Here is a 14,257-nt window from a genome sequence, read left to right as displayed (position 1 = left end):
GCGGCGAGCCAGCGTGGCTCAGGCACCGCCCGCGGGCAGCTCCTCCAGCAGCACGTCGGGGTTGTCGCGGGCGGTCGTCCCGGCGCGCCACTTGTCGACGAAGAGAGCGAGATAGGTGCCGTCGGATCGCTGGAGGACCTCGACACCACGGGCCCCGGACAACGCCGTGGCCCCGGCGGCATCGGTACGGCGCGCCAGCTGGTAGTCGAGCCGTGAGAGCCGGATCGGCGAGTTGAACTCGTGGGTCATCCGCTCCTGCACCACCTCGAACTGCATCGGCCCGACCGCGGCCAGCACCGGGCTCTGGTCGCCACGCAGGTCGGAGCGCAGCACCTGGACCACGCCCTCCTGGTCCAGCTGCTCGATGCCGCGTCGGAACTGCTTGTACCTGCCGATGTCGGCGGCGGTGGCGGTCATGAAGTGCTCGGGCGCGAAGCTCGGCACCGGCGGGAACTCGATCCGGTCGCCGACGTACATCGTGTCGCCGACGCGCAGCGCCTGGGCATTGACGAGGCCGATGATGTCGCCGGGGTAGGCGTGCTCGATCGAGGACAGCTCCCGGCCGAAGACGGCCTGGGCGTACTTCGTCGCGAAGGGCCGCCCGGTCGAGGCGTGGGTGACGATCATGCCGCGGTCGAACTCGCCGGACACGACGCGGGCGTAGGCGACCCGGTCGCGGTGCGCGGCGTTCATGCCGGACTGCACCTTGAAGACGAACGCGCTGAACTCGTCCTCGACCTCACGCACCGAGCCGTCGACGCCGGGCGTCGCGTGCGGTGCCGGGGCGAGGTCGAGCAGCAGGTCGAGCAGCTGGGCCACGCCGAAGTTCTGCAGGGCGGAGGCGAACATGACCGGCGTCGTACGACCGGCCAGGAAGCGCTCCTGGTCGTGGTCGGCGTCGTCGGCCGACAGCAGCTCGTGCTCCTCCACCGCCGCCTCCCAGACCGCCGCGTCCGCCTCGCCGACGTCGGAGGCCGGCATCCGGACCTCCGGGGCCCGCGTGGCGCCACCGGCGGTGCGGGTGTACTTCACGAACTCGCCCGTGCGGCGGTCCAGCACGCCGCGGAAGTCGCCGGCCTCGCCGACCGGCCAGGTGAGGGGAGTGGGTCGCAGCTTGATCTGCTGCTCGATCAGGTCCATCAGCTCCAGCGCGGAGAGGCCGGGCCGGTCCCACTTGTTGATCACCGTGATGACCGGGATGCCCCGCAGCGCGCAGACCTTGAAGAGCTTGAGCGTCTGCGGCTCGAGCCCCTTGCCGGCGTCGACGAGCATCACGGCGGAGTCGACCGCCGACAGCACGCGGTAGGTGTCCTCGGAGAAGTCGCTGTGGCCCGGGGTGTCGACGAGGTTGACGACGTGGTCGCGGTAGACGAACTGCAGCGCCGCCGACGTGATCGAGATGCCGCGGGCCTTCTCCATGTCCATCCAGTCCGACACGGTGGCGCGGCGTCCGCCCTTGCCGTGCACGGCGCCGGCCTCGGTGATGACCCGCGCGTGCAGCGCGAGCGCCTCGGTGAGCGTGGACTTGCCGGCGTCAGGGTGGCTGATCACCGCGAAGGTACGGCGGGGACGGTTGTCGGACACCCGGAGAACTTACCGGCCCTCCCGCTCGTTCGACGGATCGGGATGCGCCGTACCCGTTGCGCTGGTTGAATCCCCGTCACAGGACGCCGTCCGGGACGTCCCGGACGCCACAGACTCGGAGGCTCCATGGCACGCCGTTCCTCGGTGGACCGCGACGACGGCGGTGTCGTCGGCCAGGAGGGCCGGGTCACCGGCACCGTCGGCCCGGGGCTGGTGGGCGAGGTGATCCTGCCCGTCCGCGGCGGCAGCGAGGCCTTCAACGCCTACCCGTACATCGGCACCGACACCATCCCGATCGGGACGCTGGTGCGCGTCATGTCCTACACGCAACCCCGCATCGTCTTCGTCTCGGCGGCGATGTGACCCACCCTGCGACTCTGAAGAGAGCCCTTTCGTGATCTCACTCCTGACCATCGCCGGCGTCGCCGTCGTCGCGCTGATCTTCCTCGTCCTGGCCTTCAAGCTGGTGTGGCGGGTCGCCGAGCCCAACGAGGCGCTGATCATCTCCGGCCTCGGTGCCCACGGGGAGAGCTCGGCAGACATGCCGGGAGACACCGGTCGCGGATTCAAGATCGTCGTCGGTCGCGGCACCGCCGTCATCCCGGGCTTCCAGACCGTGCGCCGCTTCTACCTCGGCCTGCGCACCACGACGCTGACCGTGAAGGCGCCGTCGAACCAGTCGATCCCGCTGACGGTCAAGGGCGTCGTCGTCTTCAAGGTCGCCGACGACAAGTCCAGCATCGCCAACGCGGCGCGACGCTTCCTGGAGCAGACCGAGGACGTCCTGGTCGGCACCATCCACGAGCTCTTCGCCGGCCACCTGCGGGCGATCGTCGGCGGGCTCTCGGTGGAGGACATGCTGCACAACCGCGAGTCGCTCACCAGTGCCATCCGCTCGTCCCTGGCCGACGACCTCGGCAAGCTCGGCCTCATCGTCGACTCGCTGCAGATCCAGGAGATCGACGACGAGGTCGGCTACATCAACAACCTCGGCAAGCCGCAGGCCGCCGCGATCGAGGCGGCCGCCCGCATCGCGGCCGCGCAGCGCGACCAGGAGGCGACCCAGGCCGAGCAGGTGGCCGACGCCCGCAAGGCGGAGGCGGTCCGCCAGTCCCAGATCGAGCAGGCGGCCTACCAGGCCGACGTCGACAAGGCCAAGGCCGAGTCGGCGCAGGCCGGCCCTCTCATGCAGGCCCAGGCCCGTCAGGAGGTCGTCCGCGCCGAGACCGCCGCGGCCGAGCTGGACGCGCAGCGCCAGGAGAAGGTGCTCAACACCGAGGTCCGCAAGCCGGCGGACGCGGAGGCCTACCGCCAGGTGACCATCGCCAACGCGGAGCGGGACGCCGCCATCGCGCGTGCCCAGGCCGAGGCCCAGCAGACGACGCTGACCGGCAACGCGCAGGCCGAGGCCACCAAGGCCACCGGTGACGCCGAGGCCGAGGTCATCAAGGCCAAGGGGCTCGCCGAGGCGGCCGGCATCAAGGCCCGTGCCGACGCGCTCGCCGAGAACCAGGACGCCGTCATCGCGCAGATCATCGCGGAGCGCTACCCCGAGATCGTGGCCGCCGGCGCTCAGGCCATGGCGAACGTCGACAACATGGTCGTGCTCAACGGCGGCGACGGTGTCGAGGACCTGCTGGCCAAGGCGATGACGATGGGGGGCGCTGGACTCGGCATCGCCCAGAGCCTGATCGCCTCGATCAGCGCCGGCTCGTCCGAGCAGACCGAGACCGGCTCCGCGCCGGTGCCGGTGGCCGCGCCGGTGGCCGCGCCCGTGTCGGTGGCCGCGCCGGAGGAGCAGCAGTAGCCGGCGGCCTCCTTCGTCACGCTCTTTCTTGACTCGTTCAAGAAAGAGCGCAAGACTGCCGGCATGCCCCTGGCCGACGACTTCGAGCAGCTGCTCCGAGGCGCCGGCCTGCGGGTGACGCGGCCCCGGGTGGCCGTGCTCGGGGCGGTGCGCCAGCACCCGCACGCCGACACGGAGTCGGTGATCGGCGCCGTCCGCGGCGACCTCCCCGACGTGTCCCACCAGGCGGTCTACGACTCGCTGCACACGCTGACGGCCGCAGGTCTCGTCCGCCGGATCCAGCCGTCCGGCTCGGTCGCGCGCTACGAGTCCCGCGTCGACGACAACCACCACCACGTGGTGTGTCGCTCGTGCGGCGCCATCGCCGACGTCGACTGCGCCGTCGGGCACACCCCCTGCCTGACCGCCTCCGACGACCACGGCTTCGTGGTCGACGAGGCGGAGGTCGTGTACTGGGGCACCTGCCCCGGGTGCGCGGCCGCTCGTACTCCCCAGTGATCCCCGCAGAGCACCACAGTCCGGAAGGAACCAGATGAGCGACAGCCAGACCCCGGAGAGCCCTCAGGGCGTTGACCGCAAGGCCGAGGGCGGTTGCCCGGTGGCGCACGGCTCCGCTGCCGCCCACGGCAGCGAGAGCGAGAACCCGGCGATCGACTCCCCGACGCCGAAGACCGGCGGCCGGCCGCACACCAACAAGGACTGGTGGCCCAACAGCCTCGACCTGTCGGTGCTGCACACGCACTCCTCGAAGGCCACTCCGCTGGCCCCCGACTTCAGCTACTCCGAGGAGTTCAAGAAGCTCGACCTCGCCGAGCTGCGGCGCGACGTCGTCGACGTGCTCAACACCTCCCAGGACTGGTGGCCGGCCGACTTCGGGCACTACGGCGGCCTCTTCATCCGGATGAGCTGGCACGCCGCCGGCACCTACCGCATCTACGACGGCCGCGGTGGGGCGGGCGAGGGCAACCAGCGGTTCGCCCCGCTCAACAGCTGGCCCGACAACGCCAACCTCGACAAGGCCCGTCGCCTGCTGTGGCCGGTCAAGCAGAAGCACGGGCAGCGGATCTCCTGGGCCGACCTGCTGGTGTACGCCGGCACCGTGGCGCTCGAGGACATGGGCTTCTCGACCTTCGGCTTCGGCTTCGGCCGCGAGGACGTCTGGGAGCCCGAGGAGATCATCTGGGGTCCCGAGGACACCTGGCTCGGCGACGAGCGCTACGCCGGCGAGCGCGAGCTCGAGGAGACCCTCGGCGCGGTCCAGATGGGCCTCATCTACGTCAACCCCGAGGGCCCGAACGGCAACCCCGACCCGCTGGCCTCGGCCCGCGACATCCGCGACACCTTCGCCCGGATGGCGATGAACGACGAGGAGACCGTCGCCCTCATCGCCGGCGGTCACACCTTCGGCAAGACGCACGGAGCCGGCGACGCCGACCTGGTCGGCCCGGAGCCCGAGGCGGCGCCGCTCGAGGAGCAGGGCCTGGGCTGGAAGAGCTCCTTCGGCTCCGGCACGGGCGCCGACGCCATCACCTCCGGCCTCGAGGTCACCTGGACCTCGACCCCGACCCGGTGGAGCAACGACTTCTTCAAGTTCCTCTTCAAGTACGAGTGGGAGCTGACCAAGAGCCCGGCCGGCGCCTACCAGTGGGTCGCCAAGGACGCCGAGGACATCGTCCCCGGCCCGGCGGCGGACTCGCCGAAGCGCAGGCCGACGATGCTGACCAGCGACCTCGCGCTGCGGTTCGACCCGGCGTACGAGAAGATCTCGCGCCGCTTCCTGGAGAACCCCAACGAGTTCGCGCTGGCGTTCGGCAAGGCCTGGTACAAGCTGCTGCACCGTGACATGGGCCCGGTCGAGCGCTACCTCGGTCCCTGGGTCCCCGAGCCGCAGCTGTGGCAGGACCCGGTGCCGGCGGTCGAGGGGCCGCTGGTCACCGATGCGGATGTCGCCACGCTGAAGTCGAAGGTCCTCGCGTCCGGCCTGTCGGTCTCCCAGCTCGTGTCGACCGCCTGGGCCTCGGCCGCGTCGTTCCGCTCCACCGACAAGCGCGGTGGCGCGAACGGCGCCCGGATCCGCCTGGAGCCGCAGCGTGGCTGGGCGGTCAACCAGCCCGAGCAGCTCGCCGGGGTCCTCGACCAGCTCGAGGCCGTCCGGGGCGAGTTCAACGCGGCCGGTGGCGCGCAGGTCTCGCTGGCCGACCTGATCGTGCTGGCCGGCTCGGCGGCGGTCGAGAAGGCCGCCGCGGACGCCGGGGTCGCGGTGACCGTGCCGTTCCACCCCGGGCGGACCGACGCGACGCAGGAGCAGACCGACGTCGACTCCTTCAAGGTGCTCGAGCCCCGCGCCGACGGGTTCCGCAACTACCTGCGTGCGGGGGAGAAGCTCCAGCCGGAGACGCTGCTGGTGGACCGGGCGTACATGCTGGGGCTCTCCGCGCCCGAGATGACGGTGCTGGTGGGTGGCCTGCGGGCGCTCGGCACCAACGTCGACGGGGTGCAGCACGGCGTGCTCACCGACCGCCCCGGTGTCCTGACCAACGACTTCTTCGCCAACCTGCTGGCCCCGGGCACGCAGTGGAAGGCGTCGGAGTCGGCGGAGAACGTCTACGAGATCCGCGACGCCGCGAGCGGTGACCTGAAGTGGACGGCGACCGCGGTCGACCTGATCTTCGGGTCGAACTCGCAGCTGCGCGCCCTGGCCGAGGTCTACGCGAGCGACGATGCGAAGGACAAGTTCGTCCACGACTTCGTGGCCGCGTGGGTCAAGGTCGTCGAGGCGGACCGCTTCGACCTGGCCTGAGTTCCCGACCCGAGGGGCCCGCGCGCTGCGCGGGCCCCTCGTGCATTTCGCCCAGCCGTGCATTTCGCCCAGCCGTGCATGTCGCCCGACGCGCATCTCGCCCGTTTCGGGCGACTCGCCCGAACGGGTGAGTTGGGATGCTGACCGGGGGGTTCTTGGGGTCTCACGGAGGAGCCAGCATGGGGCGCGACCGGCACGACCGGCACGATCCTTCCCACGTCGACGGACTCGGCCTGCTGGCCGCCCAGTCGTCGGCGGCCCGCTCCGCGATCTTCCCCTCGAAGCTGCGACCCGCCGCCCACCCGGCGCACCTCATCCTCCGGCCGCGCCTGCACCAGCTGCTCGCGCCGGAGACCTTGGCCGCGGTCACGCTGGTCGTGGCCCCTGCCGGCTCGGGGAAGACCTCGCTCTTGGCCACCTGGGTCGCCGGGCTGGACCTTCCGCACGCGTGGCTCTCCCTCGACGAGACGGACCGCGACCCGGTGCAGCTGTGGCGCGGCATCCTGGCTGCCCTGGAGGGCATCGCCCCGGGCTGCGCGGTCTCGGTGGCCGACCGGTTCCGTCGCGGCGGCCAGCTCACCGCGGCCGTCGGCGCGCTGCTCGACGAGCTCGAGGAGCGCGACCTCGGCCCGCGGGTGCTGGTGATCGACGACCTGCAGCTGGTCGACGACGACGAGGTGGTCGTCTCCTCCCTGGCGCTCTTCGTCCAGCACCTGCCGACCTGGTTGCGCGTGGTGATCGCCAGCCGCCACGAGCCGCGGCTGCCGGTCCACCGGCTCCGGGCGCGGGGACAGCTGGGGGAGGTCCACTTCGCGGAGCTGCGGTTCACCCCGGACGAGGCGCTCGCAGTGCTCGGCCGGCTCGTCCCGGAGCTCGGCCAGGACCAGGCGCGGGACGCGGCCGCACACGCCGGTGGCTGGGCGGCGAGCATTCAGCTCGCGGCGCTGACGGCACGCTCGGCCCGCGCCCGGGGCGTGCGCTACCTGCCGCAGACCGGCGACGGCGGGCGCCGCCTCGCGGACTACGTCTGGCACGAGGTGCTGGCCGCCGAGAGCGAGGAGCTCGTCGACGTGCTGCTGGCGACCTCGGTGGTGGAGCGGATCGACCCGGGCCTGGCCCAGGTGCTCGCCGAGCGCCCCGATGCGTCCGAGCTGCTCGCCACGGCGGAGTCCCGCGGCCTGTTCGTGACGTGGACCGAGCCCACCGGGTGCTACGAGATCCACCGACTGGTGCGCGAGGCGCTGCTGGCCGTGCTCTCCGAGCGCTCGCCGGACCGGCTGCGCCGGCTGGAGGGATGGGCGGCGGGGTGGTACGAGGCGCACGGGCAGGCCATCCCCGCCCTCGACCACTGGCTGCGCGCCGACGAGCCGGGCGAGGCGCTGCGGCTGCTCGCTGCGCAGGTGCCGGCCCTGTACGACGGCGGGCACGAGAGCACCATCCAGCGCGTGATCGCGGCCATCCCCGCCGCCGTCGCCGCCGAGGACGTGCAGGCGATGATCCGGTACGCGTGGTGCCACCTGCTCCTGGACCGGCACCGGTTCACCTCCCTGGTCGACGCGACCAGCCGGTCGGTCCGCGACGAGCTCGACCTCGCCCCCGCGCTGCTGGCACGTCTCGAGGTCCTCCAGTCGATCGCGGCGACGCTGCGCGGGCACTGGGCCGACGGTGCCTCCCTGGCTCGGTCGGCGGTGCAGCTGCTCGGCGAGACGTGGTGGCTCGACCCGCTGGGGCCGTTCGCGTGGAACATGATCGCGCGCGACGCAGCGCTCTCGGAGCAGTGGGACGAGTCGGGCCCGGAGGCGCGCACCGTCCTGCGCGCGCTCGACCTCGTGCCCGAGCGTCGCATCGCCATCCAGGGCACCCGGGCGCTCGGCGAGGCGCTGGCCGGTCGGCCTATCGACGCCCTGCGGGTCGTCGCCGGTGCCCGCAAGGCCGCCGAGGCGGCGAACCTGTCCATCCTGCGGGTCGAGGCCACGACCGCCGAGGCGATCGCCCACCGCGAGCTGGGGAACCTGACGGACGCCCTGCCGCTGCTGCTCGAGAGCTCGGTCGACTGCCTGGAGGCCACGCCGCACTGCGTCCTGATCGCCCGGCTCCAGCTCGTGGGTGCGCGCGTCGACGAGGGCGACCTCGAGTCGGCCGGTCGCATCTTCGGCGAGGCCGCCGAGCTGGTCGACACCGAGCTGACCGGTCCGGGCGCCCGTTCCTGGCTGGCCACGGTCGGCGTCCAGCTGGCGCTGGCCACGAAGGACCCCGAGCGCGCCCGGGACTGGGCGAGCCAGGTCTCCGACCCGTTCTGGTCGGCCGTGGGCTCGGCCCGGATCCTGCTCGCCACCGGCGAGCGGGGGCCGGCGTACGACGCGCTGAAGTCCGCCGAGCCGCGCTGCCTGCGTCACCGGGTGGTGCACGACCTGACGCTCTTCCGCGCCACCGAGGCACCCGAGGACGCCGAGCGCCACCTGCTCGAGGCGGTGCGGGTCGCGTCGGGCCACGGCATGGTCCAGACGGTCGCCTCCGAGGGGCGGGAGGTCGTCGAGGCGGTCGAGCTGCTGGCCTGGCGCGCGCCGGTGTCCTGGCTGGACCGGCTGCGCCGGGCCGCGGTCTCCGGGGGCCCTGCTCCGCTCCACCCGGGCCGGCTCCCGGCCGAGCAGCTCACCGAGCGTGAGCTCGAGGTGCTCCGGATGCTGCCGAGCCGGCTCACGCTGCGCGAGATCGCCGACGAGCTCTACATCTCGATCAACACCCTGAAGTTCCACCTCAAGGTGGTCTACCGCAAGCTCGACTGCGCGTCGCGGGCCGAGGCGTCGGAGGTCGCCCGGTCGCTCACCGGCCTGCGGAGCGCGGCTCAGCCGTCGAGCACCCTGCGACGCTGAACCTCGTACTGCTCCAGCGACAGCAGTCCGCGGTCGACCAGCTGCGCCAGGTTGCGCACCTGCGCCGCCTGGTCGACGACACCGACGGACGCGACGGTTCGCACCGTGACCGGACCGCGACTCAGCAGGTCGGCACCGTGCCGGCTCTCGGCGTCACCCAGGGCGGCCTCGGCGCGACGCCGGCCGATCCGCTCCCCGGCCGTGACCTCGCCGCCGACGGCGCGTGCCGCGGCGGACACCCGGTCGGCCCAGCGGTCCTCCACGAGCAGCAGGAGCGCCGCGACGCCGGGGGCCAGGGTCATCGACGTGAGCTCGATGTCGTGCAGGCTGAGGCGGATGCCGGACGCCGGGTCGACCGCGGCCCGCAGGGGTGCCAGCCCGACGTGGTCGGAGGGCTCGCCGACCGTCACCGTGGCTCCGCCGCCGGGACGCACCAGCAGCACGGCGTCGACGACGCGGATCGCCCCGCTGTGGACCGTGTCGGCGACCGCGGCGGCCACGTCGGAGAGGCCCGCGACGGCGTCGGCCGACACCATGACGTACTCGAGCAGATCGAGGTCGGGCGGACGCTCCGGCAGCACCTTCTCACCCATGCGATCACCCACCTGTCCGTCCTGTCATGGCGATGATGGCAGCGTCGCGGGTGGCCCAGCACCACCCCGTGACGGGTGAAGGTGGGTCTAGTGCAGGGCGACCTTGAGCGCGACGACGAGGAGCCCGAGGCCGAGGCCGGCGAGCCCGCTCGCGATCCGGCCCCAGGTGTCGAGCCCTCCGCGGACGCCGGCCAGATAGCTGTACGCCGTCAGCAGCGCGATCGAGGCACCCAGCGCGATCCACGCGGCGGTCCGGAGGTCAGCGCCGAACAGCGAGGCCGCCAGCAGGACGGCGAGCGGCACCACGGATGCTCCCGCGATCGGCCAGGTCTCTCCGAGGGCGTGCTCGAACGCCGCCAGCGGATGGTGCCGGTGCGTCAGGGCGCTCCCGATCGTGACCGCGTGCAGGTGGGCGATCCAGTACACGGCGACGGTGCCGAGGATGACGCCCGAGAGCGCGGCCACCGAGTCGGTGTGACCGCCGGAGTAGGCGATCGCGGCGGCACACACGACCGTCCCGGTGATCGTGCCCTCCCCGCCGGCTCGGAGCCCGAGGGGGTCGCGACCCTTGGCCTCAGCCACCACCGAAGGTCTCCAGCAGGGTCTCTCGCTCGGCCTCGGTGAGGTTGGTGCTGATCAGCCGGCTGTCGCGGGCGTGGAAGCGCTCACCGAGGCGGTCCAGGTCGGCGCCGTCGGTGACCAGGAACAGCGCCGACGTCCCCGGGGTGACCTCGGTGCGGATCCGCTCGAGGTCCTGCTTGGTGATGCCGGTGCCGGCGGTGGCCTTCGCGAGCGCGCCCACCCCCGCGCCGAGCACCAGGCCCGCGACCGGGATGGCGAACAGCGCCCCGCCGAGGATGCCCCAGAGTGCGCCCCAGGCGGCCCCGCGCTTGGGGCCGTCGTGCTCGTGGTGGAGCTCGGGCTTGCCGGCGTCGGGCTCCCAGGTCATGACCGCGTGGTCGACGATGGTGACCAGACCGTCGGCCGCCGCCGACTTCAGGGCGGACTCGGCCAGCAGCGCTCCGCCGGGCTCGTCGAACTTCCACACGGTGAACGTCGTCATGATCACTCCTTGTCGAGCGCCGCCGCGAGTGCGGCGAGCGCGGTCCGGGTCTTCGCCTCCTGGGGGACGGCGAGGTCGACGCCGTGACCGGCCAGGAAGATCTTGGTCTCGGCAGCCGCCTGGAAAGCGTCCGCCGGCGCGGCCTTCGCCGACAGCTCCAGCAGGCGGGAGCCGTCGGGGAGGAACCACAGCTCGGCGACCATCGGCCGCGGGAGGTCGGCCGGCGCGAACTTGCACTTCAGCAGCGAGAGCGGGCCGAGGACGCGCAGGTCCTCGAGGCCGACGTCCTCCGGCAGCCGCGCCGTGAGCAGTGCGAGCTGCGCCTTGCCGAGCACGCGGGCCAGCGGACGCGTCCCGGCGTACAGCTCCTTGACCTTGTGGTCCGGCACCTCGGCCGTGAGGGAGCACGAGCAGGTGTAGCCGGCCGGTGAGGCGTCGACCTCCACCTTGAAGCCGGGCTGGTCCCGCAGCCCGTCGGGCACCTGGTCCGGGAGCAGCGGCCGCAGCTTGACGGTCGCGTCACCCGGCTTGCGCTGCGTCCGCCTGGCGCGGACCACCACCCCGGCCGCGGAGAGCCGAAGGTCCGGAGTGTCGATGAAGGCCACCTGGCGGACCCGCGCGTCGAGGGTGTCGATGCCCAGCGCCGCGACCACCCCGGGGCGGTCCTGGTCGCCGACGCTCAGCTTGAGCTCGACGGAGTCCACGTCGGGCAGGAGGGCGAGCACGCCCGTGAGCTGCTCGGCGGTGTACGACGGGAGCGCGCTCATGTCCAGACTCCTCGCGCTCGGATGGCGAGCTTGACGGCCTCCTCGACGACCACCAGTGAGGCCGCGAGACCGAGGCACAGGCACCACTGGTCGAAGGAGAGCCCGGTGGTGTGGAAGATGCGCTGCAGGAGGTCGAGCGAGGTGATCGCGACGATGGCGACCAGCGAGATCGCGTAGCGGCGCAGCTGGAGCACCCCGGGCAGCGAGTCCCGGTCGAAGACGGTGGTGATCTGGTCGCGGCTCAGCAGCGCCCCCAGCAGGTGGAAGACCGAGAGCGTCGTCAACAGCATCGTGGCGGCCAGGACCGCGTCGCCCTGGTGGTCCCCGATCTGGTAGGCCAGGAGCGAGCCGGCGGTCATCACGGCGCCCTGCACGCAGAGCCGGACCCAGTCCGTGCGCGAGAGCACCGGGTCGCCGACTGGTCGGGGTGGGCGGGACATCAGGCCGCGTGCGGGCCGGTCGAAGCCCAGCGCGATGGCGAGCGGGATGTCGACGACCATGTTGAGCCAGAGGATCTGCAGCGGGTTCAGGGGTGCGCCCGCTGCGATGCCGAGCACGCCGGCCCCGATGAAGATCGCGATGTAGGCGACCAGCGTGGACATCTGGAAGCGCAGGTACTTGAGCAGGTTGTCGTAGAGGGTGCGCCCGTAGGAGACCGCGCCGACGATGGTCGCGAAGTTGTCGTCGGTCAGGATCATCACCGCGGCCTCCTGGGAGACCTCGGTCCCGGTGATGCCCATGGCGACGCCGATGTCGGCGGCCTTGAGCGCGGGCGCGTCGTTGACGCCGTCGCCGGTCATCGCGACGACGTTGCCCTTCTCCTGGAGCAGCCGGACCAGGCGGACCTTGTCCTCGGGTGCGACGCGGGCCACGACGCCGATCTCGTCGAGCTCGCCGAGCAGCTGCTCGTCGCTCATCGCGGCGAACTGCGCGCCGGTGATGGCCTTGCCCTCGATGCCGAGCTCACCGGCGATGGCCGCCGCCGTCGCAGCGTGGTCGCCGGTGATCATCCGCACCCGGATCCCCGCGTCGCGGCACTCCGCGATGGCGTCCCTCGCCTCCGGACGGGGCGGGTCGACGATGCCGACCATGGCCAGGAGCGTCAGGTCCTGCACGGCGCCGATCAGGTCGTTGCCGGGCCGGATCGTGCCGGCCTCGAAGTCCCGGGACGCGACGACCATGACGCGCTCACCGGCGTTCGCGATCCGGTCGTTGGCCTCCAGCGCGAGGTGCCGGTTGTCGTCGGTGATCGGCACCAGGGTCCCGTCCGGGTCCCGGAAGGTCGTGGCCCGCGCGATCAGCACGTCCGGGGCGCCCTTGACGTAGCACCGCACCACCGGACGGCCGTCCTCGGCGGTCATCTCGTGGAAGGTCGCCATGAACTTGTAGTCGGAGTCGAAGGGCACCTCCGCGATGCGGGGCAGCGCGGCCCGCGTCTCGGTGATGTCGAGTCCACCCTTCGCGCCGAGCACGATCAGGGCGCCCTCGGTGGGGTCGCCGATCAGGGCCTCGCCGTCGAGCACGGCGTCGGCGCAGAGCACCATCGGCAGCAGGTAGGGGTCCAGGTCGTGACGCTGGCCGCCGACGTGGCTGATCTGCCCGACGGTGCCGTAGCCCTCGCCCGAGACGGTGTAGCGGTTGTGGCCGGGGATCACCAGCTCGCGCGCCGTCATCTTGTTCAGCGTCAGCGTGCCGGTCTTGTCCGAGCAGATCGCCGACGTCGACCCGAGCGTCTCCACCGCCGGGAGCCGCTTGACGATCGCGTTGCGTCGGGCGATCTCACGCGTGCCCATCGAGAGCAGGGCGGTGACGACGGCGGGGAGGCCGGTCGGGATCGCGGCGACCGCGAGGGCGACGCCGGTGATGAAGAGGGTGTCGAACGACTCGCCCTGGGCCAGGCCGAGCAGCACCACGGCCACCAGGGCGACCGCCGCGATGGACGCGATGATCTTCGACAGGGAGTCGAGCTGCTTCTGCAGCGGCGTTTTGCTGGTCTCGGTGTGGGCCAGCATGTCGGCGATGTGGCCGATCTCGGTGTCCATCCCGGTCGCCGTCACGATCAGCTCGCCGCGCCCGCGCGTGACCGACGTGTTCATGTAGGCCATGCAGACCCGGTCGCCGAGAGGGATGTCGCTCCCGGGCACCGGGTCGGCGGTCTTGCCCACCGGGAGGCTCTCCCCGGTGAGGGCCGCCTCCTCGATCTCGAGGTTCGCGGCCAGCGACACCCGGCCGTCGGCCGGCACCCGGTTGCCCGCCTCGACGAGCACGACGTCCCCGGGCACCAGGTCCACGGCGTCGATCTCGACCGCCTGCCCGTCGCGCCGGACCCGGGCGATGGTCTTCATCATCTGGGAGAGTGCCTGGACGCTCTCCTCCGCCTTGGCCTCCTGCCGCAGTCCGATGACGGCGTTGAACACCGTCAGCCCGGCGAGGACCACCGTCGTGCCGGTGTCCTGGGTGACGAGCTGGTTGACCAGCGCCGCGGCCAGCAGCACCAGCTGCATGAAGTCCTCGTACTGCCGCAGGAACGCCCGCCACCCCGGCTCCCTGGTGCCCGCGGCCAGGGCGTTCGGCCCGAGCGACGCCAGCCGTGAGCCGGCCTCGGCCGCGCTGAGCCCCTGGGCCACGTCGACCCCGAGCCCCGCGGCGACCGCCTCCGCCGTGGCGGAGACCGGGTCGCTGCGCGGCGCCGCGGTGGCAAGCTGCACGCCGTTCGTCATGCCCCGATCGTCATGACCGCACGGGTGGTCGCGCCTCACCCGCGGCGGGG

11 protein-coding genes are annotated in these 14,257 nt (G+C 72.4%); 5 read left to right on the top strand and 6 right to left on the bottom strand.

Annotated features, from left to right (window positions below; translation table 11 throughout):
- Nucleotides 1–18: 18 nt before the first annotated feature.
- Nucleotides 19–1,584: a peptide chain release factor 3 gene (locus N542_RS22805; protein WP_036505910.1), complete on the bottom strand. Its 1,566-nt coding sequence runs from the start codon at nucleotides 1,582–1,584 to the stop codon at nucleotides 19–21.
- A gap of 126 nt (nucleotides 1,585–1,710) precedes the next feature.
- On the opposite strand from N542_RS22805, the gene N542_RS0101045 reads away from it, so the two are divergent.
- The 5 genes from N542_RS0101045 (at nucleotide 1,711) to N542_RS0101025 (ending at nucleotide 9,064) form a co-directional block, all read left to right on the top strand.
- The gene (locus tag N542_RS0101045; RefSeq protein ID WP_036505908.1) at nucleotides 1,711–1,947 is read left to right on the top strand and encodes a hypothetical protein; all 237 of its coding nucleotides are present in this window, start codon (nucleotides 1,711–1,713) and stop codon (nucleotides 1,945–1,947) included.
- A 31-nt stretch (nucleotides 1,948–1,978) separates the two neighbouring features.
- Nucleotides 1,979–3,391 (top strand): flotillin family protein, encoded by a 1,413-nt coding sequence (locus N542_RS0101040; protein WP_231482356.1) that lies wholly within the window; start codon nucleotides 1,979–1,981, stop codon nucleotides 3,389–3,391.
- A gap of 63 nt (nucleotides 3,392–3,454) precedes the next feature.
- Complete coding sequence (locus tag N542_RS0101035) at nucleotides 3,455–3,889, top strand: Fur family transcriptional regulator (protein WP_028642346.1); 435 nt, start codon at nucleotides 3,455–3,457, stop codon at nucleotides 3,887–3,889.
- Between the two features lie 34 nt (nucleotides 3,890–3,923).
- Nucleotides 3,924–6,191 carry a catalase/peroxidase HPI gene (katG, locus tag N542_RS0101030; protein WP_028642345.1) on the top strand — a complete coding sequence of 756 codons (2,268 nt, stop codon included), beginning with the start codon at nucleotides 3,924–3,926 and terminating at the stop codon, nucleotides 6,189–6,191.
- A gap of 179 nt (nucleotides 6,192–6,370) precedes the next feature.
- Nucleotides 6,371–9,064: a LuxR C-terminal-related transcriptional regulator gene (locus N542_RS0101025; protein WP_028642344.1), complete on the top strand. Its 2,694-nt coding sequence runs from the start codon at nucleotides 6,371–6,373 to the stop codon at nucleotides 9,062–9,064.
- Here the strand turns inward: N542_RS0101025 and N542_RS0101020 are convergent.
- The 5 genes from N542_RS0101020 to N542_RS0101000 all read right to left on the bottom strand — a co-directional run bounded on the left by N542_RS0101020 (nucleotide 9,037) and on the right by N542_RS0101000 (nucleotide 14,207).
- On the bottom strand, nucleotides 9,037–9,657 hold the full coding sequence (locus N542_RS0101020; RefSeq protein WP_028642343.1) for a hypothetical protein: 621 nt from the start codon (nucleotides 9,655–9,657) through the stop codon (nucleotides 9,037–9,039). The two genes, N542_RS0101025 and N542_RS0101020, sit on opposite strands and share 28 nt — an antisense overlap.
- 87 nt (nucleotides 9,658–9,744) lie before the next feature.
- Nucleotides 9,745–10,239 (bottom strand): hypothetical protein, encoded by a 495-nt coding sequence (locus N542_RS0101015; RefSeq protein ID WP_155992804.1) that lies wholly within the window; start codon nucleotides 10,237–10,239, stop codon nucleotides 9,745–9,747.
- A complete protein-coding gene (locus N542_RS0101010) occupies nucleotides 10,232–10,720 on the bottom strand; it encodes a DUF1269 domain-containing protein (RefSeq protein ID WP_028642341.1) in 489 nt (162 codons plus the stop codon). The genes N542_RS0101015 and N542_RS0101010 overlap by 8 nt, the downstream gene beginning before the upstream one ends.
- 2 nt (nucleotides 10,721–10,722) lie before the next feature.
- Nucleotides 10,723–11,487: a hypothetical protein gene (locus N542_RS22800; RefSeq protein WP_051551262.1), complete on the bottom strand. Its 765-nt coding sequence runs from the start codon at nucleotides 11,485–11,487 to the stop codon at nucleotides 10,723–10,725.
- Nucleotides 11,484–14,207 carry a cation-translocating P-type ATPase gene (locus tag N542_RS0101000; protein WP_051551261.1) on the bottom strand — a complete coding sequence of 908 codons (2,724 nt, stop codon included), beginning with the start codon at nucleotides 14,205–14,207 and terminating at the stop codon, nucleotides 11,484–11,486. Before N542_RS0101000 ends, N542_RS22800 begins: the two co-directional genes overlap by 4 nt.
- Nucleotides 14,208–14,257: the final 50 nt, after the last annotated feature.

The organism is Nocardioides sp. URHA0020 (assembly GCF_000620705.1).
Lineage (GTDB): Bacteria > Actinomycetota > Actinomycetes > Propionibacteriales > Nocardioidaceae > Nocardioides.
The sequence above is the reverse complement of the archived record's forward strand: the minus strand, read 5'-3'. Positions and strand labels throughout refer to the sequence as shown.

Coding starts and splice junctions, on each gene's coding strand:
- N542_RS0101045 (WP_036505908.1), top strand. CDS start 1,711: ATGGCACGCCGTTCCTCGGTGGACCGCGACGACGGCGGTGTCGTCGGC.
- N542_RS0101035 (WP_028642346.1), top strand. CDS start 3,455: ATGCCCCTGGCCGACGACTTCGAGCAGCTGCTCCGAGGCGCCGGCCTG.
- katG (WP_028642345.1), top strand. CDS start 3,924: ATGAGCGACAGCCAGACCCCGGAGAGCCCTCAGGGCGTTGACCGCAAG.
- N542_RS0101025 (WP_028642344.1), top strand. CDS start 6,371: ATGGGGCGCGACCGGCACGACCGGCACGATCCTTCCCACGTCGACGGA.
- N542_RS0101020 (WP_028642343.1), bottom strand. CDS start 9,657: ATGGGTGAGAAGGTGCTGCCGGAGCGTCCGCCCGACCTCGATCTGCTC.
- N542_RS0101010 (WP_028642341.1), bottom strand. CDS start 10,720: ATGACGACGTTCACCGTGTGGAAGTTCGACGAGCCCGGCGGAGCGCTG.
- N542_RS22800 (WP_051551262.1), bottom strand. CDS start 11,487: ATGAGCGCGCTCCCGTCGTACACCGCCGAGCAGCTCACGGGCGTGCTC.
- N542_RS0101000 (WP_051551261.1), bottom strand. CDS start 14,207: ATGACGAACGGCGTGCAGCTTGCCACCGCGGCGCCGCGCAGCGACCCG.